Source organism: Desulfofundulus luciae (assembly GCF_030813795.1).
GTDB classification, from domain to species: Bacteria; Bacillota; Desulfotomaculia; order Desulfotomaculales; family Desulfovirgulaceae; genus Desulfofundulus; species Desulfofundulus luciae.
The window spans coordinates 1-26,160 of the sequence record NZ_JAUSUX010000020.1 but is presented as its reverse complement, the minus strand read 5'-3'; the positions used below and the strand labels follow the sequence as shown (position 1 = coordinate 26,160).

At 54.7% G+C, this 26,160-nt stretch carries 30 protein-coding genes and 2 tRNA genes; 16 read left to right on the top strand and 16 right to left on the bottom strand.

The features are described from left to right. On the bottom strand, positions 1 to 639 hold the full coding sequence (locus J2Z49_RS11170; RefSeq protein ID WP_407650086.1) for an RNA polymerase sigma factor: 639 nt from the start codon (positions 637 to 639) through the stop codon (positions 1 to 3). A 147-nt stretch (positions 640 to 786) separates the two neighbouring features. On the opposite strand from J2Z49_RS11170, the gene J2Z49_RS11165 reads away from it, so the two are divergent. From J2Z49_RS11165 to J2Z49_RS11150, 4 genes are all read left to right on the top strand, one after another. Then, positions 787 to 875: transfer RNA gene (locus J2Z49_RS11165), tRNA-Leu, on the top strand. Positions 876 to 1,057: 182 nt separating this feature from the next. Then, a complete protein-coding gene (locus J2Z49_RS11160; RefSeq protein ID WP_307403041.1) occupies positions 1,058 to 1,381 on the top strand; it encodes a hypothetical protein in 324 nt (107 codons plus the stop codon). An 81-nt stretch (positions 1,382 to 1,462) separates the two neighbouring features. After that, entirely contained in the window at positions 1,463 to 2,257 is a 795-nt protein-coding gene (locus J2Z49_RS11155) for a DUF169 domain-containing protein (protein ID WP_307403040.1), read from the top strand. Between the two features lie 43 nt (positions 2,258 to 2,300). Continuing rightward, complete coding sequence (locus tag J2Z49_RS11150) at positions 2,301 to 2,951, top strand: class I SAM-dependent methyltransferase (protein ID WP_307403039.1); 651 nt, start codon at positions 2,301 to 2,303, stop codon at positions 2,949 to 2,951. 192 nt (positions 2,952 to 3,143) lie between these two features. Here J2Z49_RS11150 and J2Z49_RS11145 read toward each other — a convergent pair whose 3' ends face one another. Together J2Z49_RS11145 and J2Z49_RS11140 are read right to left on the bottom strand one after the other, a co-directional pair. After that, positions 3,144 to 3,332 carry a hypothetical protein gene (locus J2Z49_RS11145; protein WP_307403038.1) on the bottom strand — a complete coding sequence of 63 codons (189 nt, stop codon included), beginning with the start codon at positions 3,330 to 3,332 and terminating at the stop codon, positions 3,144 to 3,146. Between the two features lie 324 nt (positions 3,333 to 3,656). Then, a tRNA-Leu gene (locus J2Z49_RS11140) sits at positions 3,657 to 3,739 on the bottom strand. A gap of 121 nt (positions 3,740 to 3,860) precedes the next feature. Between J2Z49_RS11140 and J2Z49_RS11135 the strand changes: the two genes are divergently transcribed. From J2Z49_RS11135 to J2Z49_RS11120, 4 genes are all read left to right on the top strand, one after another. Beyond that, positions 3,861 to 4,937, top strand: a complete 1,077-nt coding sequence (locus tag J2Z49_RS11135) for a hypothetical protein (protein WP_307403037.1) — start codon at positions 3,861 to 3,863, stop codon at positions 4,935 to 4,937. Between the two features lie 90 nt (positions 4,938 to 5,027). Beyond that, entirely contained in the window at positions 5,028 to 5,372 is a 345-nt protein-coding gene (locus tag J2Z49_RS11130; RefSeq protein WP_307403036.1) for a hypothetical protein, read from the top strand. Positions 5,373 to 5,412: 40 nt separating this feature from the next. Then, positions 5,413 to 5,547: a hypothetical protein gene (locus J2Z49_RS11125; protein WP_307403035.1), complete on the top strand. Its 135-nt coding sequence runs from the start codon at positions 5,413 to 5,415 to the stop codon at positions 5,545 to 5,547. An 87-nt stretch (positions 5,548 to 5,634) separates the two neighbouring features. Continuing rightward, entirely contained in the window at positions 5,635 to 6,369 is a 735-nt protein-coding gene (locus tag J2Z49_RS11120) for a hypothetical protein (RefSeq protein WP_307403034.1), read from the top strand. A gap of 56 nt (positions 6,370 to 6,425) precedes the next feature. Here J2Z49_RS11120 and J2Z49_RS11115 read toward each other — a convergent pair whose 3' ends face one another. Beyond that, positions 6,426 to 6,683: a hypothetical protein gene (locus J2Z49_RS11115; RefSeq protein WP_307403033.1), complete on the bottom strand. Its 258-nt coding sequence runs from the start codon at positions 6,681 to 6,683 to the stop codon at positions 6,426 to 6,428. Between the two features lie 183 nt (positions 6,684 to 6,866). On the opposite strand from J2Z49_RS11115, the gene J2Z49_RS11110 reads away from it, so the two are divergent. Both J2Z49_RS11110 and J2Z49_RS11105 read left to right on the top strand, forming a co-directional pair. Then, on the top strand, positions 6,867 to 7,841 hold the full coding sequence (locus tag J2Z49_RS11110) for an inorganic phosphate transporter (protein ID WP_307403032.1): 975 nt from the start codon (positions 6,867 to 6,869) through the stop codon (positions 7,839 to 7,841). A 113-nt stretch (positions 7,842 to 7,954) separates the two neighbouring features. Further along, on the top strand, positions 7,955 to 8,539 hold the full coding sequence (locus tag J2Z49_RS11105; RefSeq protein WP_307403031.1) for a cell wall hydrolase: 585 nt from the start codon (positions 7,955 to 7,957) through the stop codon (positions 8,537 to 8,539). 104 nt (positions 8,540 to 8,643) lie between these two features. On the opposite strand, the gene J2Z49_RS11100 is transcribed toward J2Z49_RS11105, so the two are convergent. The 4 genes from J2Z49_RS11100 to hisG all read right to left on the bottom strand — a co-directional run bounded on the left by J2Z49_RS11100 (position 8,644) and on the right by hisG (position 12,635). Continuing rightward, positions 8,644 to 9,339, bottom strand: coding sequence for a rhomboid family intramembrane serine protease (locus J2Z49_RS11100; protein ID WP_307403030.1), 696 nt, complete (start codon positions 9,337 to 9,339; stop codon positions 8,644 to 8,646). 176 nt (positions 9,340 to 9,515) lie between these two features. Continuing rightward, positions 9,516 to 10,202, bottom strand: a complete 687-nt coding sequence (locus J2Z49_RS11095) for an acetate--CoA ligase family protein (protein ID WP_307403029.1) — start codon at positions 10,200 to 10,202, stop codon at positions 9,516 to 9,518. After that, positions 10,199 to 11,593: an acetate--CoA ligase family protein gene (locus tag J2Z49_RS11090; RefSeq protein WP_307403028.1), complete on the bottom strand. Its 1,395-nt coding sequence runs from the start codon at positions 11,591 to 11,593 to the stop codon at positions 10,199 to 10,201. Before J2Z49_RS11090 ends, J2Z49_RS11095 begins: the two co-directional genes overlap by 4 nt. Positions 11,594 to 11,765: 172 nt before the next feature. Next, on the bottom strand, positions 11,766 to 12,635 hold the full coding sequence (hisG, locus tag J2Z49_RS11085; protein WP_307403027.1) for an ATP phosphoribosyltransferase: 870 nt from the start codon (positions 12,633 to 12,635) through the stop codon (positions 11,766 to 11,768). Between the two features lie 164 nt (positions 12,636 to 12,799). Here hisG and J2Z49_RS11080 point away from each other — a divergent pair, with 164 nt between their 5' ends. After that, on the top strand, positions 12,800 to 13,564 hold the full coding sequence (locus J2Z49_RS11080; RefSeq protein WP_307403026.1) for an LCP family protein: 765 nt from the start codon (positions 12,800 to 12,802) through the stop codon (positions 13,562 to 13,564). A gap of 127 nt (positions 13,565 to 13,691) precedes the next feature. Further along, on the top strand, positions 13,692 to 14,897 hold the full coding sequence (locus J2Z49_RS11075; protein WP_307403025.1) for an amidase domain-containing protein: 1,206 nt from the start codon (positions 13,692 to 13,694) through the stop codon (positions 14,895 to 14,897). Here the strand turns inward: J2Z49_RS11075 and J2Z49_RS11070 are convergent. Continuing rightward, a complete protein-coding gene (locus tag J2Z49_RS11070) occupies positions 14,894 to 15,421 on the bottom strand; it encodes a BON domain-containing protein (protein WP_307403024.1) in 528 nt (175 codons plus the stop codon). The two genes, J2Z49_RS11075 and J2Z49_RS11070, sit on opposite strands and share 4 nt — an antisense overlap. Positions 15,422 to 15,609: 188 nt before the next feature. Between J2Z49_RS11070 and ade the strand changes: the two genes are divergently transcribed. Together ade and J2Z49_RS11060 are read left to right on the top strand one after the other, a co-directional pair. Then, positions 15,610 to 17,415, top strand: coding sequence for an adenine deaminase (ade, locus tag J2Z49_RS11065; protein ID WP_307403023.1), 1,806 nt, complete (start codon positions 15,610 to 15,612; stop codon positions 17,413 to 17,415). A gap of 186 nt (positions 17,416 to 17,601) precedes the next feature. Beyond that, positions 17,602 to 18,054 (top strand): MgtC/SapB family protein, encoded by a 453-nt coding sequence (locus J2Z49_RS11060; protein WP_307403022.1) that lies wholly within the window; start codon positions 17,602 to 17,604, stop codon positions 18,052 to 18,054. Between the two features lie 50 nt (positions 18,055 to 18,104). On the opposite strand, the gene J2Z49_RS11055 is transcribed toward J2Z49_RS11060, so the two are convergent. From J2Z49_RS11055 to J2Z49_RS11025, 7 genes are all read right to left on the bottom strand, one after another. Then, positions 18,105 to 18,686, bottom strand: a complete 582-nt coding sequence (locus tag J2Z49_RS11055) for a peroxiredoxin (protein ID WP_307403069.1) — start codon at positions 18,684 to 18,686, stop codon at positions 18,105 to 18,107. 145 nt (positions 18,687 to 18,831) lie between these two features. Beyond that, the gene (locus J2Z49_RS11050; RefSeq protein WP_307403021.1) at positions 18,832 to 19,593 is read right to left on the bottom strand and encodes an MBL fold metallo-hydrolase; all 762 of its coding nucleotides are present in this window, start codon (positions 19,591 to 19,593) and stop codon (positions 18,832 to 18,834) included. Between the two features lie 55 nt (positions 19,594 to 19,648). Continuing rightward, positions 19,649 to 20,335: a hypothetical protein gene (locus tag J2Z49_RS11045; protein ID WP_307403020.1), complete on the bottom strand. Its 687-nt coding sequence runs from the start codon at positions 20,333 to 20,335 to the stop codon at positions 19,649 to 19,651. Between the two features lie 113 nt (positions 20,336 to 20,448). Next, positions 20,449 to 20,844: a DUF1284 domain-containing protein gene (locus J2Z49_RS11040; RefSeq protein WP_307403019.1), complete on the bottom strand. Its 396-nt coding sequence runs from the start codon at positions 20,842 to 20,844 to the stop codon at positions 20,449 to 20,451. A gap of 54 nt (positions 20,845 to 20,898) precedes the next feature. Continuing rightward, entirely contained in the window at positions 20,899 to 21,729 is an 831-nt protein-coding gene (locus J2Z49_RS11035; RefSeq protein ID WP_307403018.1) for an SPL family radical SAM protein, read from the bottom strand. A 176-nt stretch (positions 21,730 to 21,905) separates the two neighbouring features. Beyond that, entirely contained in the window at positions 21,906 to 23,369 is a 1,464-nt protein-coding gene (locus tag J2Z49_RS11030) for a hypothetical protein (RefSeq protein ID WP_307403017.1), read from the bottom strand. 394 nt (positions 23,370 to 23,763) lie between these two features. After that, positions 23,764 to 23,970 (bottom strand): hypothetical protein, encoded by a 207-nt coding sequence (locus J2Z49_RS11025; protein ID WP_307403016.1) that lies wholly within the window; start codon positions 23,968 to 23,970, stop codon positions 23,764 to 23,766. Between the two features lie 297 nt (positions 23,971 to 24,267). On the opposite strand from J2Z49_RS11025, the gene J2Z49_RS11020 reads away from it, so the two are divergent. Beyond that, positions 24,268 to 25,185: an IS110 family transposase gene (locus J2Z49_RS11020; protein WP_307403015.1), complete on the top strand. Its 918-nt coding sequence runs from the start codon at positions 24,268 to 24,270 to the stop codon at positions 25,183 to 25,185. Next, positions 25,166 to 25,579, top strand: a complete 414-nt coding sequence (locus J2Z49_RS11015) for a transposase (protein WP_307403014.1) — start codon at positions 25,166 to 25,168, stop codon at positions 25,577 to 25,579. The genes J2Z49_RS11020 and J2Z49_RS11015 overlap by 20 nt, the downstream gene beginning before the upstream one ends. Positions 25,580 to 26,160 lie beyond the last annotated feature (581 nt).

Sequence of the window (26,160 nt, the reverse complement as noted above, 5' to 3'; positions counted from 1 at the left end):
TTACTTAACCAGACGTGGCCGGAACGCAAAAAGTTCCTGCCGTCCGGATATTTTCTGCCGGAAGGCCTGACGGGCGCGGCTGAGGCGGGATTTAACCGTCCCCGTAGAAATGTCCAGGGCCGCAGCTATTTCATCGTAGGAAAGACCCTGGATCTCCCGCATGACCAGCACCAGCCGGTACTCCTCGGGCAGATCGTTAAGGCAAGCCTGCACCATTTCCTGAAACTCCCGGCGTTCCAAAACGTCGTCGGGAGAAAGACCCTCACCCACGGGAGGGGGAGGACCGGTCGGATTAGCTGCCATTTCATCCAGCGAGGTTTTTTTATGGCGTTTCTGCCGGCGCAATTCGTCCCGGCACAGGTTGGCAGTAATGCGGTAGAGCCAGGTAGTAAAACTGGCTTTCCCTCGAAAGCGGGGCAAAGCCTGATAAACCCTGATAAAAACCTCCTGAGCCAGGTCGGAGGCATCGCTGTAATTGCCGGTAAAACGGAAGGCAACGGTAAAAACTTTCTTCTCATAACGGCGTACCAGTTCTGAAAAGGCTTCCAGATCGCCGGCAATGGTACGTTCTATCAATTCTTGATCATCAGGGTGCAAAAGGATCCACTCCCACCGGGCAAAATATGGCGCTTTTGCCATAATGAAGTATATTCTTCTATAAACGGAAAGCCAATCCTGCTCACCCCCGGAAAACCTTTGTGAACAACATTCCAGCCATGCAACAACAGGAAAAGGTTGGGGCATTGACAATTCACCGGCGATGTGCTAATATTTAAACTACTGTATGCCGAAGTGGTGGAACTGGCAGACGCGCCGGACTCAAAATCCGGTGGGGCTCACACCCCGTGCGGGTTCGACTCCCGCCTTCGGCACCATGAGGAAATTCAAGGGTTTGCGTCCTTGAAAGAAAATACCTCCGGTCACGGGAAAAGTGCTAGTCCGGTGGTGGTGAAAAGGTACGCAAACCTTACCGGGTTCAACCCCTTCCGGCTACCCGTTTCGTAAAAACTAGGGTAGCGAAGGGGGTTTGTTTTTTCATGGCGAAGGGGAAACTGACTTGAGAAGGATTTTGCCTGAAAAAGTGGCCGGCGTCATATACAGCCGTAAATCCCGGTTTGATGTGCCCGGTAATGGTTTTAATCGCCTGGTGAACATTCCGTCACTGCTCGAGCCGGTTGAAAGCGATGGAGTAAATCTTTCGCGGGCGTGGAATAGGATGAAGGGGGCAGTGAAAAAGCCCTGGTTAGCCCCTGTGGTGGGTTGCGCCGGCGGGGTGGGCGTGGCGGCTGTACTTAAAGCAGCGCAGGGAGGATTGTATTTTATCACGGTCATAGACCCCACGCCTGAAGGAAGGAGCTTCCAACGCTACAAAATTTGGTGAATAAAGAGGCATCACCAGCCAAGCAGGAATTTGCCTGCCGGCGGGGAAACTTTTTTTAACCTTATCTGGGGGGCGAGAATTATGCAGAGTAAAATTGCCGCGGCCATTAAGCTCAAGTATTCCCCGGTAGCGATCCTGTTAACTGACGAAAAACCGGAAGGAGCACTGCAGTTCAAGGAAGGGCGCTGGGGCTGCGTGGTAGCCATGTTCACCGCTGCCGCTAAAGGCCGGACGGCTGTGTTTGACCGGAAAACCTTTGGTTGCCTTGGCGGCGGCGTCGGACTGGGATTCGGCAACCAGTACGTCAATTTTCCCGGCGGCATCGAATACTTTATCTCCACCGGCAACAAGGAGTTTTGCCGCAGCGAGATGGGAAAAAACCTGGTGCGCAACCTGCCGGCCCTGGAGGAGGGAGAGCGCTATTTTAAATCACCGGATATAGCAAAGAAGTTTGTGGACACCCTGCCCATAACTGATGTTCCCACCACTTACGTGGTATTCAAGCCTCTGGAAGAAGTAACCGCCGGAGAAACTCCCGCCGTCGTCGTGTTCCTGGCCAATCCCGACCAGTTGTCAGCCTTAACTGTGCTGGCCAATTACGAGAGCGGCGGCAGGCTGAACGTCATTGCACCTTTTGGGGCCGGATGCCATACCATCTTCCTCATCCCTTATGCCGAAGGCAAGTCGGAACACCCCCGGGCAGTAATCGGCTTGACCGACATATCTGCACGCAAGCATGTGGACAGGGACCTGCTCTCCTTTGCCGTACCTTACAAAATGTTCCTGCAAATGGAAAGCAATGTAGAGGGCAGTTTTTTAGAAAAAGAAAACTGGCTGCAGGTGCTGGAAAGGAATCAGCCAGAGTCCTCAAAGTGATTTAAAAACAAACCCGTAAGATTCACACAGAGAGGCCGGACGCATGCATGGATTAAACGTGCCTACCAGGGAAACCACCATTTTCCTGCCGGGGTTAACCCTGTCCCTGTTGGTAGCCAGAGATATGGAAGATTTAATCACAGATCCCGCGGACGAGGATAACATTCCTTTATGGGCCGAAATCTGGCCCGCAGCCAGAGGACTGGCCCGGTACATCTGGGAAAATATTTCCTTTTCCGGCGACACCGTTTTAGAATTAGGTGCCGGGGTTGGCTTGCCGGGCCTGGTCTGCGGACTTAAAGGAGCCAGGGTAACCTTTTCCGACTACAAGCCCGAAGCTTTGCAGATTTGCATGGCCAACGCCGGACTTCACGGAATAAAGGAAGCGGATTGCCTGCTGGCCGACTGGCGGGATTTTAAAACAGGCCGGCAATTCGATTGGGTTATTGGCTCCGATATTCTCTACGACCCCAAATTTCATCCTTTCCTGGCTGATATTTTTAACCGTTGCCTGAGGCCGGGCGGCCAGCTTCTCATCTCCCACCCGGGGCGCCCGGCCACCTTTGATTTTTTGAAGGAGCGGCTGCAGGAAAACTTCCATGTGTCCGCCGAAAAAATAATGCCCGTAACCATCGAGGATCCTTATTTCCCCCACCACGACATATTCATACATCACTATGCAATGCGGGCATAGCAGGCAAAACAATCCCGGCTGTGCAAGGGTCCCCCTTGCAAGCTGCCATAAAATCAGGGGGCTCCCCCAATCGGGGGAGCCCCCGGGCCTTCCTGGATAAAGGTGCCTGGTTGCAACACGACCTGTGAGAGGTTTACGAACTGGAAATCTCCTGTTGAAGGCGCAAGGTAGCCTCATCTATATCATGCGGCTTCAGCCATTCAGGGAAAGGGAATGGCTTTCGTTTGGCAAATTACGCGTGTAACATTTTTTATGCCCCCGGATCAGGCGCAACTCCGGCCTGATTTTTTCACTTTTGAGCATCTCCGCACGCATCAGTTCGGCCTGGCAGAATGGTTCTTCCAGGTATTTCGTCACCAGGTGCTTTATCCATTCCCGCATTTCACTCACTCCTTTCGGATACCACCTCAGCCGGATTATCTTAATTTTACAAATGTAAGCCCGGGCGGAAAATACTTTTCCCGCCAATTGCCTTTTTAGCCTGGCGAGTTTTTCACAAACTCAGGAAATCTACCAAATACTTAGGCGAACTGTTCACAAGCCGCCCGCACATGCCGGGGCGGCACGGGGAAAAAGAAAACGTGGACTTAACTTGCCCACGACAAAAGGCTTACTTAATTCCGGCACGGAAATATAACCACAACCTGTTACAAACAACCTGAAAAATAAAAAAACTGAACCGCACATTTCAGTGCGGTGTTTTAATGGTGTCGGAGGCGGGACTCGAACCCGCACGGTTTCCCACACGCCCCTCAAACGTGCGCGTCTGCCAGTTCCGCCACTCCGACATCGCATTTTTAATTATACGACTTACAAAACCCTTCTGTCAAGGGTATAATATTTTTACAGCCGGCGGCCGCGGGTGCTAAAAATCTGCCCGGGACCTTTACCGGAAAGGATCGATTGAGGATGCCCAATTCCATATGGATTTACCGTTTATATGACGTGGCGGAGGAAATCAAGCTGGACATCGTGGAACAAACGCTGGCCCATACCAAACCCACTTCCAGGCTGCGCCTTTCCCGGGCGCGACTGAAATCCATACATATCCCCAATCCCCCCGTGACCGTAGAACTGGGGGAAGAACGGATCAGGCTGGGCCGGCAGGATTTCCGCGTCCGTTTTACCGGTAAGATTTACAACCTGGGCGTGGTCAGCCTGACCATGCACATTCTGCTCCCTATGGGATTCAGCTACCAGGAGATCAGGGATCTGGCCGTGTATTTAAGCGAAAACGAGGAAACAGAAGGCATAACGGAAGGGATTTTCCAGAGCAAGCTGGAAGAAGTAATTGAAGGCCTGAGCAAAGCCATGGTTCACCCGGGACTGCGGGGAGCCGAGGAAGATTATATTCTGTTTTTCTTCCAGGAATGGAACCGGGATTGGGATCCCGTACCCCTGTTGCTGGCCGAGCCGGAACCCGTGAGCCCCCAGGTGCGCAGGGAAACCTTGCAGCACTCTTTTTCCTATGGCCCGGATGATCTTACCATCATTACCTGGGCCTCAGCCCTGGTATACGATGCGGCCGGCAGCCATGATATCCCCGACTTGCTGGAATTTGCCCTAACACAACTGCTGGAACTCCGCTACTACGACAACCTGCTCAGCGAAGAGATGGGCAAAATGTACGATGACATTGAAGAAGCCGAACGGGTTACCCAACTGCGGCGCCTGGGGCACTACCGGCATATTATGAACCGTTTAATGGAACTGGTTGTTGACATAAATGAAATCCTGGAAAGGATTCAAAACTCCCTTAAGGTAACGGAAGACGTTTTCTATGCCCGGGTGTACGGAGCCGCTTTATCCGTTTTCCGTACCAGGGCCTGGGTGGAAAGCATCCAGCGCAAACTCTCGGTAATCATGCAAAATTATACCATGCTGAGCAACCGGCTGGTGAACCAGCAGTCCGTCCTGCTGGAACTGGCCATTGTGCTGCTCTTTCTGCTGGAAATCTTTCTCACCCTTCCTTCCCTTATCCACTAGCCTTATTTTTGACCCGTAAACTTTTTACCAAAAATAAATTTACCTGAAGTGCCAGCCTAAAAACAAAGAAATGTACATAAAGGGGTGCTAATGATGAACGATATGAGCCCGGACGTCCATAATTTGCTGGCTTTTTTACAGAACCTGCGGGAAAAAACCGTACCGGAAATAAGCCAGGCCTGCGCGCAGAAAATCCGCCGCATGGAGCTTACCGGCGATCCCGACCGGGCTCTGGTGGAGCATTTAAAGTCCATGATCCTGCTCATCCGACACCTGCGTCGCCCCCCCGTAGCCAGGGACGAAATGGTACGGCGCTTTCTGATCGAGTTCTTTACCAGGATACAACAGCATGACCGCCGGGCAAAACATGTCCTCGAGGTGCTGCGTAAAATGGAACCCGGCAATTCACAAACCAACAATTCCACCGCTGGTTAATTGGTCATCCCGCACCTCATGCCAGGAGTGGCGCCCGGCGATGGAGGAACTGGAAAAACGCGTCACCCGCCTGGAACAGGAGCTTTCCCAGGCAGCAAAGCAAATCCGGGGACTCGCCTTTACCCTCGCCCTGCTCCCGGCAGGGGCCAGATTTTTGCTCACCAAAGGGTGGTAGACGAAAATTTGCTTTCCCGGTAGGAAAACGAAATACAGAGGTAGAAGAATATCCAGCAACCCAACCTGCCCGGCGGGGGTATTCAAGTTGTATCCTCAAACCCACGTTTACTTCGCCGAGAGAGTTTGCGGGGAGCTTTCGGACGCCATGGTTTTAGGCAGCATTTTCCCCGATATGATTGCCGCCCTGGCCCCCGGCCGCGAAGAAAGCCACGGCCGGGGAAAAGAGCTGCTGGCCGCCCTGGGGGACGATCCCCAGTTGCGGGATTTTGCCCGCGGGGTACTGACCCACGGGGTTACCCCGGAGGGCCTGGATTACTATGGGGACGAAAAATACCTTCACTACGAACGGGGTTACTGCTTTGAAAAGGGCCGCCCGATAGTGGAGGAGACCATCCGGGCATGCAACCTGCCTCCGGCCATGGGCTGGTGGAAAAGCCATAACATCGTGGAAATGGGCATTGAACTCATCATCGGCGAGGGTAGCTTTTACGGCCGGGCCCTGGCCGCCGCCTTTAGCAATGCCGCCCTGATCGATAAAATCAGCCGGCGGGTGGCCCCGCTATACGGTGTGGAGCCCCGCCGGCTGTACCAGCGCATCCACAACTTTCCCTATTACATTGAAATTGCCCGGCTTACCCCCCGCACCCTGGCGGCCAAGTACGATGTGCAGATGTTTTACAAACACCGCATCCACATCGACATCGAGCGAACAGCCCGGCTTATTGCCACGGCCCGGAACATGGTGGAAGCAGACCTGGAGGAATTTTTCAAGCACGCAGAAGAACAGGTGCGGCAAAACATGCTCAAAGCAGGGGCTTAGGAACCTGTAGCAAAAAGTCCCGGCCATGCCTGACCGGGATTTTTATTTTGAGTAATTTACATTAATGCCGGTCCCAGGGCAACCGACTTTACCACTACTCCTTCGATTTTTTGCAAATCCTGCTCCAGCGTTTTGCGCTCACTTTCATCGGCCTCCATGGTCAGGGTGATAATCCCCCGCCTGCGGCTGGGATCCGGGATCCCCGACCGGCTTAAAATCCTGGATCCGTGCCTGGTCAGCACCTGCTGAACCTCCGGCGCCCTGTCTGCTCGCCCATCCACTAAAATCCCCACCACACAAATATCCTTTTGCATTACCACCATCCTCCTCCAGCTTTTTTTTACCGGAACTCAGAAACTACACCCTTAACTTAGGGTACCTGTAGCCTAGTATTTACCCTGCCGGTAGTTTTTATTTCAACGGATAGTAAAATAAGGTGATTAACCCAAAGCATGGATAATATGCTTTTATAGAAAATCGCAAAGGGGCTAGTGCATGTGTGTGAGGTCCTTGTGCCGGTCATTTTCCTGGCCCTGGCCTTCGACTTTATTAACGGTTTCCATGACACCGCCAACGCCGTGGCTACCTCCCTGGCCACCGGCGCCCTGACACCCCGGTCCGCCATCCTCCTGGCCACTACCTTGAACCTCCTGGGGGCTCTGACATTTACCGGGGTGGCCCTGACCATTGCCGGAGGCATTATCGATACCGCCATCCTTTTTAATAACCCCAAAACCATTTCGGCCGCCCTGCTGGCGGCCATTGTCTGGAACCTGTTAACCTGGCTTGGCGGGCTGCCCAGCAGTTCTTCCCACGCCCTGGTAGGCGCCTTAACCGGCGCTACCCTGGCCGCAACAGGCCCGATAGGGGTTAACCTTGCCGGGTTGAGCACTATTTTTCAGGCCCTGGTCCTGTCCCCACTCCTGGCCGTAACTGCCGGTTTTGCAGTCATGACGGTCGTGTTTTGCTTATCCGGAGGCCGGACCGGTCCCCATCTAAACCGCCGGTTCAGATACTGGCAGCGCCTGGCCGCCGCCCTGCAGGCCTTTTCCCATGGGACCAACGACGCACAAAAAACCATGGGGGTAATTACCCTGGCCCTGGTCCTGACCGGATACCAGGAGAGTTTTGTGGTCCCCCTGTGGGTTAAGGTCCTTTCGGCCCTGGCCCTGGCGCTGGGAACTTCCTGCGGCGGCTGGCGGATCATCCGTACGGTGGGCAGGGGCATCACCCACCTGGATCCGCCAGCAGGTTTTGCCGCCGATATGGGCTCGGCCATGGTCATTTTGACGGCCACCCTTTTAGGATTACCCGTCAGCACCACCCATGTCATTTCTTCTTCCATCACCGGAGTGGGCCTTACCCGGGGAGCAAAGGCCGTATCCTGGTCCACAGTGGCCAGAATTCTTTTAGCCTGGGTTCTCACCCTGCCGGCCACCACCGCCCTGGGGGCGCTGTTTTACTTCCTTTGAAAATAAAAAGACCTTATACATCATACATCGGCAAAAATTTACGGTTGATTATCCAATCAACTTACGTTATACTCGCCAGTGGCCTGGGGGAAACGACGAAAGGAGTGGAAACCATGGCTTTTTTTCTTTGGTTCAAAGAGAACAAAGCAGCCGTAATGGCTGCTACCGCGGTTATGGTAGTGCTGATCTTTGCCCTGGCGGTATTGCCGGGCAACGGGGATGCCACCACTGGAATTGCGGAAAACTCCAAAACGAGCAAGATCACTGCGAACAATTATAAAATATCCCAAAGGCATTCTTTCCAGACGAAAGTCAATGCTCAGGTATCCCGCGGATCCAGCATCAGCCGGGACGACCTTATACTCATGGCCCGGGTGATTGAGGGTGAGGCAGCCGACGAGCCTTATATCGGCAAGGTAGCCGTAGGGGCCGTAATCCTGAACCGCACCCGGAGCGGGGAATTCCCCCACACCATCCGGGGAGTGATATACCAGCCCGATGCCTTTGAGGCGGTAACCAACGGCCAGTATTTACGGCCCCTCACCCCTGAATCCATCGCCGCAGCCCGGGAAGCAGCCAGTGGTCATGATCCCACGGGCGGAGCCCTTTACTACTGGAACCCGGCTAAGGCAAGGAGCACCTGGGTCTGGTCCCGGCCGGTAATCATGCAAATCGGCAACCACGTCTTTGCCCGGTAAGAAACGGCAGGGGAGATACCCCTGCCTGTACATAGTCACATTAATACGGCACCGGCTACAGGGAATGATATCCCTGCGGGATTCCCCTGCTTATACGTACACCCTTACCACCAGGGATACTCGTTGCGCAGCCGGCTACGAGGGGTCAAAAGCTTCATTAAGATCATTCCGGCTACAAAACCACCTACATGGGCCCACCAGGCCACCGGGTTGACCACCCCACCCAGGGAAGCCGCGCCGTTAAAGAGCTGGATGACAAACCACAGGGCCAGGAAAATTACCGCCGGCACTTCCATCAGGGTGAGGAAAAAGAACACCGGCACCAGGGCCAGGATCCTTGAATGGCGAAAGGTAATAAAGTACCCGCCCAGAACCCCGGCAATTGCCCCGCTGGCACCGATAACCGGTACGGGTGAAGTAGGGTTGGCCAGAATATGGGCCAGGCTTCCTACCACGCCGCAGAGCAAGTAAAAGAGAAGAAAACGAAAGTGACCCAGGCGGTCCTCCACATTATCCCCGAATATCCACAGGTACAGCATGTTGCCCCCGACGTGTACCCACCCGCCATGCAAAAACATGGCCGTAATAAAGGGTATTAACAGGGGTTCCAGCGGCGCTCCGGTTTGCAGGGCATGGGTTACCTGGGCGGGAATAACGCCCAGGTTATAGAAAAGCTCGCTTAGTTGTGCCTGGGAAAGTCCCAATTCTTTAAAAAAGAAAACCCACAGGTTGATCAAAATTAAAAGCCAGTTCACAAAGGGCCTGCGTCGCGGGCGGATGCTATCGCGTAAAGGAATCACTAAATCAACCCTCTTCTCCTGTTTTTTTGCCGGGAATTGACCACACGCAAAGGGCATCAGGCTGTGGTCATTCCTCCAGTATAGCATATACTTTTCCGGCCATTTCTGACAAGGATTTTATTGGCACCAGTAGCCCACAAAAAATGCCGGGCCGCTTTCATAGCCCGGCAAAAATCCTACCCTGCCAGCACCATCCGTGCATCCAGGACCAGCGCTCCCCGGTCATAAACAACTACCGGGTTTAAATCCATCTCCTGGATTTGGGGATAACTGGCAACCAGATCGGAAACCTTAACCAGTATATTGACGAGAGCCTCTTCGTCTGAGGGCGGGGCACCCCGGTAACCGGCCAGCAAACGGTATCCCCGCAAGGACTGGATCATGTTCCGGGCCACACCGGGGCTTACGGGAACTAAACGAAAGCTGACATCCCCCAGAATTTCCGTAAACACCCCACCGAGCCCGCACATGAGCACGGGTCCGAACTGCCGGTCGGTAGTAACCCCGACAATCATTTCCCTACCCGGCGGGGCCATGGGCTGCACCGTTACTGCAGCCGCGGGATCTGTTGCCCTCGCCCGGGCCATGATCTCCCGGTAGGCCTGACGCACATGCCGGCCATCCACCATGTTCAAGGCCACCCCACCTGTATCCGACTTGTGGGCGATTAAAGGGGACCGCACCTTTAAGACCACGGGATAACCCAATTCCCCGGCCAGTTCCACCGCTTCGTCCTCATTATGAGCCAGCCGGCAGGGAGTCACGGGTATTCCCACCTTACCCAGAATTTCCTTCACCTCGTCCTCACATAAATACCGGCGCCCGGCAGCCCGGGCCTCCGCTAAGAATTCCGCAACGTTCACCGGCTGATCCCTCCTCGTTGCAGGGCGTAATGTAAAAGGGCCGAGACTCCCCAGGCCGCCTCCTCGGGGGTAATGTAGACGGGGATGCCCCGGGAGTGCAGGATTTCCCTCTCTTCCCTTACTTGTTCCTGGGTCGAAATGTACAGGGCCACCACCGGCTTGCCGCTCTGCTTTTGTGCGGCCAGCAGTTCCGGAGTGGGACAGCGCCAGTTCAGGTGAAGGCAGTAGGCAGCCACCAGGAGATCGATTCGCGGATCATCCAGCACCGCTTCCACCAGCCGGCCAATGGCAGCTGCCTGCATGCCCTGTCCCGCTGCATCCAGGGGGTTTTTGAGCACCACCGGGGGGTTTTGACCCAGTACCTCTTTGATCCTGTCCATAGTACTCTCAGTAAAGGGAGGGAACACCCCGCCCCGCAAGTTTACTTCATCCAGCAGTACGATACTGGGACCAGCCGTATGGGTCACCACCCCTACCCCGTTTCCCCGGGGAATGGGAGCCATGGCCAGGGCTTTACAGGCAGCCACCATTTCTAAAGTACTCTCCACTACCAAAAGGCCGAACTGTTGCAGTATCTGCCTGTACATTTGATAGCTGCCGGCCATGCTGCCGGTATGGGTGAGGGCGGCAAGGTTCACCGCATCAGAACGCCCCACCTTATAAAAAACCACCGGCTTACGCCGGGCCACCTCACCGGCTACCTGTACCAGGCGCCGGGCATCATCGGTGCCCTCGACAAAAACGCCAATGACCGCCGTACTGTCGTCCCGGGCCAGGTATTCCAGGTAATCGCTCAATTCCAGGGTGCTGCGGTTGCCCACGCCCACCCACTTGTTGATGCCCAGGCCCTCATCCATGGCTTTTTGCAGTATGGTAAGCCCCACACCACCGCTCTGGCTGACGAAGGAAACTTTGCCCCGGGGTAACCGCAGGGGATAAAAAGTGGCGTTTAGATTGGCCCGGGTATTAATCAACCCCAGCGTGTTCGGGCCAACCACTTCCATGTTATATTGCCGGGCCACGGCAATCAGGCGTTCTTCCAGGGCCTTCCCTTCCGCCCCCATTTCCCGGTAGCCGCCCGCTACGCAGATAACCCCTTTCACTCCTTTTTTACCGCACTGCTCCACCACTTCCACGGTAGCAAACTGATTTACCCCAATTACCGCCACATCCACCGGTCCGGGCACTTCTTCCAGGGAACGGTATACCGGCAGGCCCTGCAGGCTCTCAAGGCGGGGATGTATTGGATAGATCTTGCCCTGAAACCCCGAATAGATAAGACTTTGTAAAAGGTTATAACCTACCCGGTCGCTCGATTCGGTAACCCCTATTACAGCCACGCTGCGGGGATAAAAAATACTGTCCAGCACCTCCAGTTTATTGCCGGGCAATCGCGATCCCTCCCCATAAATGATCCCCCTATGGTTTAATTCTAAGAACTTTCTGATAAACCTTCCGGCCGGCAAAATAAAAACTTCCCCGGCCCGGGGAAGGTTAGAACTGAAGAATTGCACATCCTGGCGAACTCCGGAAGTCAGCTCAGGGTAACGTGCATGCCCGCCTTCAGGGAATCACCTTGGTCAACGGGTACTCAATGATGTCATGTGCACCTGTTCTTTTCAAGGCCGGGATCAAATCCCGCACTTTTTTCTCATCCATAATTACCTCCACCGCACACCAGTCGCAATTTACCAGCTGGGAAATGGTGGGGTGTTTCATGGCCGGCAACAACGCCAGCACATCATCCAGCTTCTCCCTGGGCACGTTCATCTTCAGGCCCACCTTGGCGTCGGCCCGGAGCGCCCCCTGCAGCAACACGGCCAGGTTTTCCAGCTTCTCCCGCTTCCAGGGATCCTCCCAGGCTTTCTTGTTGGCATGGAGGCGGGGGGTTGATTCCAATATGGTGGCAATCACCCTTAAATTATTGGCCTTCAGCGAACTACCGGTTTCCGTAAGATCGGCAATGGCATCCACCAGGTGAGGCACCTTGACCTCGGTGGCACCGTAGGAATATTCCACGTAAGCCTCTACGCCGTGGCTGGCAAGAAACTTTTTGGTCACCCGGACCAGCTCGGTGGCAATGCGCTTGTTTTGCAAATCGGCCACCGTCCGGATATCGCTATCATTGGCCACAGCTAGCACCAGACGGATGGGGTTGGTGGTTTGTTTCGAATAAACAAGCTCGGCCACCTCCACCACGTCGGCCTCATTTTCCATGATCCAGTCCAGGCCGCTGATGCCCGCATCCAGCACACCCTCATGCACATACCGGGGGATCTCCTGGGCACGCATCAGCACTATTTCCAGCTCCGGATCGTCAACGCTGGGAAAGTAGGAGCGGCTCTTGACCGCCATATTAAAACCGGCCCGTTTGAATAACTGAAAAGTGGCTTCCTGCAGGCTCCCCTTTGGCAGGCCCAACCGCAACTTCAATCAAAACACCCCCACAACCCTTCTTTACTTTAATATGATAAAATACTACCCGATAAAACTATCATCCAGTATAGATCAGTCCCCCTCCCATGTCAATAGGAAGTTGCATAAAAGGGAAATCCCGGTGCAAAATAAATCCGGCACGGCAAAGGAGGTTACGGGCGTTGAATTCCCGGAAGTTGTTGTGGTACGCCTTTCTTGCAGTGTTTACCTTACTTATTTTTTTAAACACGGCTACTGAAGCCCATGCAGAACAACAGCAACCCGGCAACCCGCAAGACAAACAAAACCAGACGACCGCGACGGAAAACGTCCTCATTTTCTGGACCGACGGTCCAAAATTAAAGGCCGTTACCCTGATGGCCGTCACCCCGCGCAAGAAACCGGTGGGCATTGTCTCCATCCCCATAAACACCCGCATCCATGACATCCGGGGCGTGAAAACACTGGAGGAACTCTACCATAAAACGGGACGTGAAGGGACGACGGCATACCTGGAAAAACGCTTCGGCATACCCATTAACCATTACGTGGATATCAGCCAGGCTACCCTGACCCGCACCAGCGAGGCGCTGGGGCCGGTGGAGATGGCCGGCAAACAAACTTCTTTGCTGGAGGTATTTGAGGGGACTTACACCAGCCAGCGCATGGACCTGCAAGCAGAAATCCGGGCCCTGGCGGCAAGACTGATTGAACCGGCCGTACTGATCAAACTGCCGCGCCTTTTGTGGATTTTTACCAGCGGGGTGGAGACAAACCTGGGTATGGGCCATATCCTGACCCTTTACCAGGCCCTGCAGGGGAACGGCCCGGAAATCCTGCGCAAACAGGCCCTCCCCGGGCGGGACTATTTTGTCGGCCCCGCCAGGTACCGCGAGGTAGCCCCGGATGCCTGGAACCGGGTACTGCGGGAAGTCACCTGCACTTAAAGACAGTGTGACCGCTCGGACGAGCGGCTTTTTCTTTCAGGCAGAGTTACCATTATTAAACGCGCAAGCCTCTTTCACTGCTGGAAAACATATAAATGTTATGGCCTAAAGCTGGAGGAGGGGCTTTATGTTATTGCGCAAAATTGTTTTACCACTAATAATTATCAGCATGACCGGCATTCTTGGAGCTTCAAATTGCCCAGCCGCCGGCTCGCCCGTCTCAAAAAAGGAATTGGAAACCACGGTGAAGCAAATTTTTGAAACCCGCGCCCGGGCCATTATTACCGGAGCCGATCCCGCCCCGGTCCTGGCCTGCTACGATACCGGGGCCAGGCTGGGGCGCTGGGCCCTTGCCCATGAGGAACACAAGCTGAATTTTGTACAGCAGTGGGCTAAAAAGCGGGGGTTGCGGTTCATTGAAGCAAAACCATCAATACACATCACCTGGTTCCGTGTTCGTGGAGATACCGCCGAATTTATTGTCCACCAGACCCTTCAGCTGGGGTACGTTTACCCCAAAGATCCTGCCGTCAACCGCTTTGGCATCGGCACCCGGCATTGGATGGAGCTGGTAAAAAGGGACGGAAAGTGGCTTATCCGGAAGGACTTTTATACCGACGGGCTGGGTGACGACACCCTGGTACCTAAACCCACGCCCGCAGACGGCGCCGCCTGTATAGGAGCGGTGGTAAAATCCTCCCCCGCAAAGAACTATTCCCCCGGTATTTTCGACCGGGAGGGGGCGGCCCGGTACGCGGATAAATACGCCGGCCTGGCCTGGGGAGCCGGCAACAATCACAAATACAACCCCCGTTACCGCGACCTCAACGGCAACGGCGGGGACTGCACCAATTTTGTGTCCCAGTGCCTGGGGGACCAGGAAGGAGGCAGGCTCCCCATGGACGGCACCTGGTACTACCGCTACGACCGCAACGGCGGTTCGGGGAGCCGGGCCTGGGTGCAAACCGAGGCCTTTGCCAGCTGGCTCCTGTACAGCGGCCATGCCCGGCGGATAGCCCGGGGTACCTTCCCGGAATTGAACCAGCCTGGCGTCAAATTTCCCCGGGGAGCCGTACGGGAACTGCAAAAAGGGGATGTGATCGGCTATGAGGAAAAGGGGCGCATCGAGCATTTTGCCATTGTGGTCGGGACGGACTCCCGGGGTTACCCGGTGGTGGACGCCCATACGGTGGACCGCTACCACTGCCCCTGGGATATGGGGTGGGACAAGAAGACCGTTTTTCACCTCTTCCGGATCAATGACGGCTCCCAACAGCTATCCAGGGCCCGGAAAGAAAAGTTGGGGATAAGTCGCCGGACTTATCCCCCTTAAAATATACGGGCTTCCCCCTCGTCTTCCCCGTCATTGTTCACCTGGTGGTGGAAGATGGCCTCCAGGCTTTCATCATCGTAACCACCCGGGGGGCGCAGTTTAAGCTGGCTGATCACTTCCTTTACCCCCCGGGCCCTGGCGGCCGCGGCTTTAGCCCTTTCAATTTCCCCGGCGTTGTCTACCCGCCCCTGGAGGAAAACCACTCCCTTAACGCTCTTTACCCCCACATGACGGCGGTTGACACCCGCCGCATCCAGTTCCTCACCCACTTCAAAGGCCACATCATCGTCGGTGATGGCCCCATCGGTACTTACGGCCACGCCGTTTTCCACCGCCCGGATGCCTTCGATAGCCGAAACAATCCGGCTCACCTGTTCCCTCTCAGCCAGGGTATCCACGATGCCGGTAATGCGGGCTCTGCCGTCCACTACATCGGCCTTCAATCCGTATTCCCTGGTACGCACGTCGCTGTCCAGGACGGCCTGCACCTTTTGTGTTAAAATCTCGTCCCGTTCTGCCGGCAAGACAACCCCTCCTTACGTCAGTAAAAATAAAGTTCATGCAGGGCTCTCTCCAATACCACCAAACCCTTTAAAGGACAAACTGCCCCAACTAAAAATTAAGTGCAGTTTTCCCCCCCTTACCTGCAGGTATTATTCCCTTTCACACGGTAAATATAGTGGGAAAACCATTCATCTTGCGGGGTGAAAAAATGGCATATCAACCCAACCGGCGTCCCCTGTGGGAAGTTACCGCCGATCTGGCCCTGGCCGCCCAGGGGAAAATACCGGCCGATGTGGTAATCAAAAACGGCCGGGTGGTGAACGTGCATACCGCCGAAATCCAGCCCGGCCTGGATGTGGCTGTTAAACACGGCCGGGTGGTGCTGGTAGGCCGGGCCGGCCATACCATCGGCAAGGATACCCTGGTGATCGATGCCGGGGGCTGTTACCTGGTGCCGGGCTTTCTGGACGGGCATATTCACGTGGAAAGCAGCATGGTTACCGTCACCCAGTTTGCCCGGGCGGTAATCCCCTGCGGCACCACCACCATTTTCATGGATCCCCATGAAATCGCCAATGTCCTGGGCATGGAGGGCATCCGCCTGATGATGGAAGAAGGGGAAAGGCTGCCTTTAAAGGTTTTTACCACCATGCCCTCCTGCGTCCCCGCCGCCCCCGGCTTTGAGGATGCCGGGGCAAGCATCGGGCCGGCGGAAGTTCGTGAAGCCATGACCTGGCCGGGGATCATCGGCCTGGGCGAAATGATGAACTTCCCCGGCGTGCTGGCGGGAGATCCCCTGGTGCACGGGGAAATACAGGCCACCCTGAAAGCAAATAAGGTGGTCACGGGACACTATTCTATCCCTGAAACGGAAGTGGGCCTGCCGGGTTACATTGCCGCAGGCATATGCTCCTGCCACGAATCCACGCGCATGGAAGACGCCCTGGCCCGCATGCGCCTGGGCATGTATGCCAAGATGCGGGAGGGTTCGGCCTGGCAGGATGTTAAGGCTACGATAAAGAGCATCACCGAAACCCGGGTAGACTCCCGCTACGCCATCCTGGTTTCCGACGACACCCACCCGGAAACCCTGCTAACCCTGGGCCACCTGAACCACGTGGTGCGCCGGGCCATCCAGGAAGGGGTCGACCCGGTGCGGGCCATCCAGATGGCCACCATCAATCCCGCCCAGTGCTTCGGGGTAACCCGGGATTTGGGCAGCATCGCCCCCGGGCGCTGTGCCGATATTTTGTTTATCCCCGATCTTGCGGACATGAAGGTGGAACGGGTCATGGTGGACGGCATGATGGTGGCCGAAAAAGGGCGGATGTTATTTGACCTGGCGCCCTTCGATTACCCTGAAAAGGCCCGTCACTCGGTGCACCTGCGCAAGCCCCTTGCCGCCGGCGATTTCACCATTGCCGCCCACCACGGGAAGAAAGCCCTGGTGCGGGTAATGGAAGTAATCGAAGCCAGGGTGGGCACCTTGCACCGGCAGGTGGAAATGCCTGTGGAAAACGGGGAAATCAGGTCTTCCGTGGAACTGGATGTGGCCAAGGTGGCCTGCATTGAACGGCACGGCGGGCCGGGAAACATGGGCCTGGGCCTGGTCAGGGGCTTTCATCTTAAAGGAGGCGCGGTGGCCTCCACCGTGGCCCACGACAGCCATAACCTGCTGGTGGTGGGCATGGACGACGCCGACATGGCCCTGGCCGCCAACACCCTGGCCGAATGCGGTGGCGGCATGGCGGCCGTGCTGAACGGCCGGGTGCTGGCCCTCTTGCCCCTGCCCATAGCCGGGTTGATGTCCGACCGGCCGGTGGAAGGGGTGCGGGAAATGGTGGCTGCCCTGGAACGGGCCTGGAGGGAGCTGGGCTGCCCCCTGGTCTCCCCCTTCATGACCATGGCCCTTTTATCCCTGCCGGTAATACCGGAGCTGCGGGTGACCAACCGGGGCCTGGTGGATACGGTGAACTTCCGTTTTGTGGATCTGGTGATTGAGGAAACGGTGTGATACTGCCCTATCAAAACCTGGCAGTAATCGGCCTTGATCAACGAAGCCTCCGGGGAAAATTCCCGGAGGCTTCATTGATTTTTTCAACCCGGGCCCGGGTTAAAGAAGGTATCCACGCATAACCGGCGGGAGTAGCCGATCATAATAGAGTTCAACGTTCAACACTTATCTAAAGGGTGAACCCCGTTGATCAGCCTGAAAGAAATGCTTGCCAGGTTGCTGCTGGCTTTTTTAGTGGGATTTCTCATCGGGCTGGAAAGGGAAATACGCCACAAGCCTGCCGGAGTGCGCACCCATGCCCTGGTCTGCCTGGGCTCCGCCCTGTTCACCTTAATCAGCAGCTACGGTTTTACGTCCTTAATTGGAACAAATCCCTACCAGCCGGGGGACCCGGCACGCATAGCCGCGCAAATTGTCACCGGTGTAGGTTTTATTGGCGGCGGCATTATCTTCAAGGACCGGGACCACATCCGCGGCCTCACCACTGCCGCCAGCATCTGGCTTACCGCCGGCCTGGGCACGGGTATAGGTGCCGGCCTTTACGTGCCCACGCTGGTGGCCGCAGTTTTAGGGTACATCACCCTGAAACTAAACCGCCTTCTCCAGATGTGGGGCTTGGATAATTCGGGGGAGGAGTGAAAAAATCAAGCCCCGTCTTAACAACGGGGTAGGAGAATCTCTTAGCCCTCCTAAATCGTCCCGGCCCTTTCAAAGTCCCGCCTGATACCAGGCTGACCCGGATGCCACTGAGCGGGTACACCTTCGCCCGTAGCGGCAGCGTACTGGATAGCCTGGATCACGCGGATAATTTCGTCCACGTTCCGCCCCACTTCCCGGGGGTAGACGCAGTAATACTCAATACGGCCCTGGGGGTTGATGATGAAAGTGGCCCGGTAAGCTGCACCGGTCTCCTCATCGAGCACGCCATAGACACGGGATATTTCCTGGTTGCGGTCGGAAAGCAGTGGATACTGGACCTTGCGGGCCGAGGGAGACACCTCGGCAAACACCTTATGGGCGTAAACGCTGTCTGTGCTGATGGCCAGCACCTCGGCACCCACCTGGGCAAACCGGTCGTAACGGGCAGCAACTGCTGCCAACTCCGTAGGTCAAACAAAAGTAAAATCGCTGGCGTAAAAGAAAAGTACCACGTAACGACCCTGGTAGTCGGCCAGGCGAATATCGACCCTCCTCCCCCGCCAGTAAGCTTCCGATTCAAACAAGGGAGCCGGCTGGCCCCGCCTGATACCCCGCGGGCCTGCCGTCACCATAGCCGCCGGAGCCTTATCCAAAAAAATCCCTCCCTTTACTTGCTGCTTTTACAATATGCTATGACTCCGGCCGACCGTGTGTTTACGCTCCCCTTATGTATTTGCTACTATAAAAACTAAACCATTTTTAGCCCCTGTGATATTGTCAAACTGATCCACCCTGGAAGCCGCCGTGGACAAAATGATACTGTGAAACATTTAATCCGTTGGCCAAAAAATACGCTTTTTCCCGATAGCGTTGCAGGTAGCTTTCGATGTACTGCCTGACCTTTTCATAAGGTTGATAAATCCCGAAATGCCCCTCGCAGAGGATATCTGGCTTAAGAGCCAAAAGCCTTCGCATCGATTGTTCCCAGGCGGCCAGATCCGAACCCCAAGCGGGATGAAACGGACCGTGGATGTCCTGTCCGAAAAGAATCCTTTTCCCTCCGAGGTCAACGTAAGGGGAAATTCCTCCGGGAGTGTGGCCGGGTGTATGGAGAAAGACAAGTTTAAGACCCCCCAGATCCAGGGTTTCTTCTTCGCCCCGGAGAACAACGTCCACCGCCACCGGCCTGTATTTCACGCCGTAATAACTTGCCGCGGTCAGCGAGACATTTTTCCCTTCCATTGCCGGGAGTTCATGCTCGTGGGCCACCACTTTGGCCTGTAATTTTTCCTTAAGATAGGCCAGCCCTCCCGTATGGTCAATGTGGCCGTGCGTCGCCACCAGATATTTCACTGAAGCAGGGTCAAGGGCAAGCTTCTTTAGGTTGCCGATCAGGTCGGGGGCACTGCGGCCCAATCCGGCATCGATTATGGCCAGCTCACCGCCCCCGTCGAGAAGGTAAACGCAGCAATCCTCCGGGGCGGTGATTTCCGGACCGCCGATCTGGTAAAGGCCGTCGCAAATTTTAAACGGTTTCACTATAACTCCCTCCCACCGCAAGGGGCCTTCTGTTCCTGTTATGGATTTATGAAGTTTATTCCTCCTTCACGTTACCAAAGTTGTCAACCCAATAGATCCTCAGCGGCAAGGCTCTGCGAAGCCAGGAAATACGTGAAGCCAGCCTTTCGTATGTAGGAAAGCCATGGGGCAATGCCAATGCAAGTTCAACTGCGGAGTTCTCGCTGCGGTACAGAATGACGTCAAATACTGCCTGTGCGAAATAATGGCGGGCCTGTGTATAGGAGTTGTTCTCCGGAAACCCTTTGACCGAGACCCATAATTCCCGGCCCTCCGGCGTAACCGCAACTATGTCTTTCCCCTGCAACCTGGACGCAGTGTCCGTAACGCTCCGGATGAAATAACCTTGAGCTGCCAGGTATGCAACCAGCTTAGACTGGATATTCCCCTCCCAGTACCAGGGAGGTTTAGTCTTTAAATCCTTCTCTTTTTGGGATGAAGTTTCAGTCCGCGTGATGTCAGCTTTAGCCAGAAAGCTGGCATAATTCTCTATACCTTTTTCAATCCAACTAACTATTTTGATTTTCGCACAAAAAGCGCATTCCCCTTGTTCACGCCTGATCGTTCCCGTATTTGCCAAACTGGTACAGTTCTGGTAAACCGTTTGACGTGGATTTATTCCAGTGATCCTGGTCAAGCAGTCATCGCACACCGGCACGGCGGTTTCAGAGAGGGTCTTCAGTATACGTTCCCTATGCGTCAATCGTTACCCCCCTGTGCGTAACATAATCTTGCTAATTTAAGAAGAAATAAAGCTTTTACAACCATAGGTATGCGTGTCCCCCATGTTGGCGACAAATAGAGGGAAAAGCTGGTTCAAACCAGCCCCAACACTATCTTTTTCTCGGCGCAGACTTCTCCCCAATCGCACCCCCCGTAGAAAGCCGTCAGCCACTCTTTGGACATCGCCATCACTTTGGCCCTTATTTCATGCCAGAGCACCTTTGACCCAACTTCGACACCAAGGTGCGCGGCCGCTTCCGCATCCATTTCTCTGATTTCTGCGTCCACCCCGGGCCTGGCGACGCACTTTTCTCCCTGGAGCGTCGGGCAAGCCCGGCAGATGTCGTCCGCGCCTTCAACTACCTCTATTTCCTCGCCCTCCGTAGCCCTGCGCACTACGTCTTCCAGGTTTTCGACAAATTCCCGACTGTATCCCTCGCTCCGGTAGAAGTGAAGGCAAATCAAGTGGTGACCCCTCAATCTGATCATACAAAACCGCTCCACCTTCTTGGTCCGTTATTTTTGGGCCATGCACCTACGGTTTTAATCAACCCTTAAGTCGTAGCCGTATTTCTGCGAAAGGGCAGCCAATTCTTCCGAGAGTGCTTTTAAGTACCCGCGGGGATCACAAAGGTACTGTTCCAGGTGCTTCAGTGCCCAGGGAAGCATTGTCTGGTAAGCAACTTTTAGACGATACACGGAAGCAGGATAAGGGTTCAGCGAATCGAGGTAGACTTCCTTAACCCCGGCTTCTTTCAGGCCAGATATAAGCTCCTCCAGCACCCCGGGAGCGTCGCTCACTCCCGGAAGAACAGGCGCAATAAAGGCCCATACGTGTAAACCTTCGCCAGTAAGCCTTTTCGCGGCCAGGAGGCGCGCCGACGGCGTGGCGGCCCTGAGCTCTAACACAGCGGCTACCCTGTCATCAGAAGTGGTCACAGTAAAACCGATGGAACAATTTTTCAGCTTCTTGAGCACATCCACATCTCGTACTACAATGTCAGATTTCGTAAGCAGGTCAATCTCCGCGTTTGGCCACTCCTCCGCAAAGATCTCCAGGGAACTCCTGGTAAGACCGAACTTTTCTTCCGCAGGCTGGTAGGCGTCTGTAACGGTACCAAAGATAATCCTGCCTGAAAGGTTCCTTTTCCGCCGCAATTCTTCCCTCAAAACCTCCGGGAAGTTGACTTTAGCGGCCACGAATTCGCCCCATTTCCCGGAGCGGCCGGAAAAACGGAGCACTGTGTCCGCATAGCAGTAACGGCACCCGTGGGAGCAGCCGACATAAGGGTTCAGGCAGTAGCGGTAGCCCGGAATGCCGGTCCTGCTGAGGGCCGTTTTGCAGTAGGTTGGGTTTATCGCCGCTTTGGACATTTCGACGTGGCTCCGTTCCTTTTAGTCTCCGAAAGTATGGGCAGTATTCTCCCCTTTTCTCTTCTTCCAGGCCGCATTCCCAATAATCGTGACCCAAAACGTAGCGATTGTTTGTCCTTACAAGCAGGACGGGCAAGAATTGTTCTCTACGGTGGCATTATTCATGGATGACTGGCCTATCCCCTCTTTAATCTATCAAACCAGCCAATCACATTGCCCAACAGCCTGATGGCCCCTCTCTTGATGCGTTCCCCCAGTGGAGGTCCATCCAGGCCAAGCCTGTTGGCCTCCTCCTTCAAACGCTTCGCACAGGTATCCACTTTCTGCAGGGCCGATATAAGTCCCGGGTGATTAAACCTCTCTTCTTCCATTACCCAACGGCAGACCTCCAGGCCCGGCTTATACAGACCGTGTTCCCACTGCGAGCGGTCATAGTATGCCTTATCGACGACGGCTGCCCAGGCAGCCTTCTCGCGCAGCCCCTCTATCCTATTTTCTATCCTGCTCTTTATCTCCCGGAACAGAAGACACCGGCGTGACGGCCAGAGCCAGCTCAGGAAGTTGATCTTCAAGCGGCGTCTGACTGACCCGATCTTGCCCTCCAGTGCCGCGACCTTGTGCTCTATGGCCTCCGGCACCAACCGCACCACTTCATATAACGCCCTGTTCAGCTTATCCTTGGCCTCCTCCAGGGGCTGCAGCCGAGCACTGTTGGCCAGTTTCCTGCCGGCCACAGCGCCGGCTACTGCCCCGAGAATACTCCCAATAGCCGCTCCGACCGGCCCCAGCACCATACCGCCAACGGCCAAACCCACTTTGCTGCCGATAAAACCGCCGCCGCCTACCATTGCTACGTCCCTTCCGACATTCCTTGCGGCCTCGGACAGATTAACGCGGCCGTCTGCCAGCAAGACACCTTCTCTCACCGCTGCCAGAGCCAGAGTGATGACCGGCACGTGGAAAGGCATCGAGTCAATTGCGTGAACACCATGGATTGTATTATGTACATGCTCCGCGACCTGGGAGTGGATAAGGTCTTTATCAACTATTACGTGGCTGTTGTCGGCAAAGTGCTGTCCCATTTCAGCATTGACGATGACCGGAATATCCGGGTACCTCTCCAGGTGCTCTTTGATAATGGCAGGGTCCATGACACATTTAACCTGCAGGGGGTGGCCGTCCACCAGCAGGTCCCAGCCTTCCTGGTTTGGTGTGTCGGGAAACTCCACCACATGCCCCTGGGCGGCAAGGTGTGCCGCCACTATCTGCTCGGCCGCGTACCCCTGAAGTCTCTCCACAGCTCCAGTGATGGAGGCCTCGCTGCCGGTGTAGAACTGGTCATGGACGTACGCGCCGAGCCGATTAAACGTACTCAGATCCAGCTTGCTGGAGAAATCCATGGCCTCCAGTACTCGGTCATCCATCATGGCCAGGGCGTGAACGACATCATAGGCCGTGGCACCAGCCACTGCAGCTGGCTCTATTATCCGGTACCACGGACTTCCAGTCAACTCGCCGAGCTTGTCCTCTGTAATAACCTTCTGGCTGAGTTCTTCATGGAGCTTCTCCCATCGGTAGCGCCGCAATAAGGCAAATCCCACCACTGCAGCAGGGACGGCGAGAATTATACCAACTACCATTCTTTCCCTCTTTCCCTCTTTCCCTAATTTGCATCATACCATTACAATGTTCTTCAGTCACGACCTCTCCGCCGTTCAATCGCCGCTCCTCCAAACATTCTACACCAGCTTAAAGCACACAGAAAAATGGAGAAAATTTCTGGATACGGTATGCTCGCAAATTATTTTATCAATAGGCAGAAAGATTCCAACAAAACTGGCTAAAGCTCCTTCTTTGGAGTTTTCTTGGTAAACTTTAGCAAAGTGCCAATCTACGTACTCGGATTTAGTAGGGTTTGTTACGGCAAGTAAAATTACAACAGCTCCTCCGTGGGGGCGTCCCCTCCTAGGACCTTACACCATACTTTCATAGGTAGGCTGCAAACCGGCATCTGTTGTTCCGGAGCCTTCTCATTCAGGCTGTAGGTATTGAACCTCTTAAACGTTCATAGATCTTATGCTCCCCGAGCCTTCTTAGCCGCTCAATCATTGCTTCTTTCCTCTTTGCGATCTCAGGAGTTACAAGGTCAGTCTCGTCCAGGGCTTGTAAGATAGAGACAACCTCATTTCTATGCGCCAAATTGATTAATAACCCCTCATACTCGTATGCCAGCAGCATCATTTCACCCCCAGCCGGTTCATGGCTATAATCAGGCTGTCCAGGAAGCCAGGTTCGTTAATGTCGTAGTTTGCCCATCCTCCATCGATGCTTTGATTGATGTAAATTTAGTGTTTCAATTCCTCATAGGTAGGCTGCAAACTACCTGTTCCCCTGTCTGCATATTTGTTGTTCAGACCTTTCAATTCCTCATAGGTAGCATTCCTGTAATCAGGAGTAGTGGGGCTTGAGGGAAAGAAAAAATCCTGGTATGGTGTAAATGCCAAAACCCAAAACCACCAATACCAGGAGGGATCAGCGATGTACAATCCCCTTTCCCAGAAGCTTGCCATGATCACACCTGAAACCTTAATTGTGGGTGTAGACGTGGCCAAACAAACCCACTACGCCCAAATGACCAATTTCCGGGGGGAGGGACTGCACAAGCCGTTCCCATTCCAGAATACCATATCCGGCATTGGTGATCTAGTCCAGCAAATCAAGACGGTCCAGTTTAAACACGGCCTGTCTAAAGTTTTGGTGGCCATGGAGCCTACCGGCCATTACTGGCTCCCCTTAGCCTGTGTCTTAAAAACGCAAGGGATTACGGTGGTCCTGGTCAACCCGCACCATGTCAAAAAGGCCAAGGAATTGGACGACAATTCACCAACCAAACGGGACGACAAGGATGCCGGGGTAATTGCCCGCCTGGCCAGGGATGGTCGTTTCTACATCCCGCACATTCCAGCCGGCGTAATAGCGGATATCCGCAATCTCGTCAACTTCCGGGAACGGTTAAACAAAGAACTTCAACAAAGCGAAGCGCGAATCAACACCATTCTGGACCTATATTTTCCGGAGTTTCAAGACGTTTTCAAGTCTGTTGAAGGAAAGGCCGCCATGGCTGCCCTGGATAATTTCCCTTTCCCGGCTGACCTCACTGAAAAGCCGGTAGATGAAGTGGCTGCCGTTTTAAGCCAGGCCACTCATAACCGGGTCGGGCTCAAGCATGCTGAGCTCCTAAAGGATAAAGCCAGGACCTCGGTGGGTGTAAGAGATGGCCTTGAAGGCGCCAGGATGGAGCTCCGCTACCAGCTACGCCGGGTCAAGGAAATCCTCAAGGAATGCGAGCTGGTTGAGGCTCCGCCTGGCAGAACTGTTGAGGGAAATCCCTTATGCCGGGTACCTGCTCACCATCCCGGGAATGAGCATACTGCAAGTGGCTACCATAGTTTCTGAAGTGGGCGACCTGAACAACTACCGCAATGCCAGGCAGTTAATAAAGCTGGCCGGCTTGAACCTGGTGGAAAACAGTTCAGGCACCCACAAGGGAAGGACCCGCATCAGCAAGCGGGGCAGAGCAAAGCTGCGCTGCGCGCTCTTCCGGGTAGCCCTGGTTTTGGTGGCCAGAACGCAGGAATTTTCGATACTCCACCACTATTACACCACCAGGCCCAACAACCCACTGAAAGGAAAGCAGTCCCTGGTGGCCATTTGCTGCAGGCTTTTGCGCATCATCTTTGCCCTGGCACGCAAGGGAATGGCGTATAACCGGGATTTGGTTTTGCCTGAAAGCCATCCGGCCTTAGTACATGCCGGACCGGTTAGACCAGTGGCAAAAGTAGCCGCTTAGGCCGGTATCCACGCAACGGCCCGTACCTGCCACGGCTTTCCTTCCGTTCTACCGGGCTGCAGGCGGAAGGTGCTGGCTGCATCATAACATTGTACCGTGATAAAGCCCTTGCCACATGGATCTTGACAATCATGCAGCGCGGAGAGCCAAAAATCAAACCATGAGGGCAAGTAGACCCTGTTAGGTAGCACAATGGCCTCCACCCCTGGGCAGGTGGGACGAAGGAAAGTCCGGAACCGGCACGGTTATTGGTATCCCGGGAGACATGAGAGGGTATATCGCCAGGGTAAAGTGTGGAGAGAAGAGCGCGCGAAAAATTGTCACACAAGCAGCCCTGGTATTTCTGCATACACCACCTTCCAGACAAAGGCATAACTGGGTATCATTATCAGTCATAGCCCTGCTGAAAAATGAAAATGGCTGAAATTGTGAGATTAACGAAGATTATTCAACCTTATTGAGAGAGGCTGCAAACAATAGATTCTCCCCTTGCGTTTGTCAATATAAAATTGATCCACCTGATAATGTGAAAGTGATCCACCAATGATAAAGTAAAAGTGATCCACTTCCACCGTTTTACC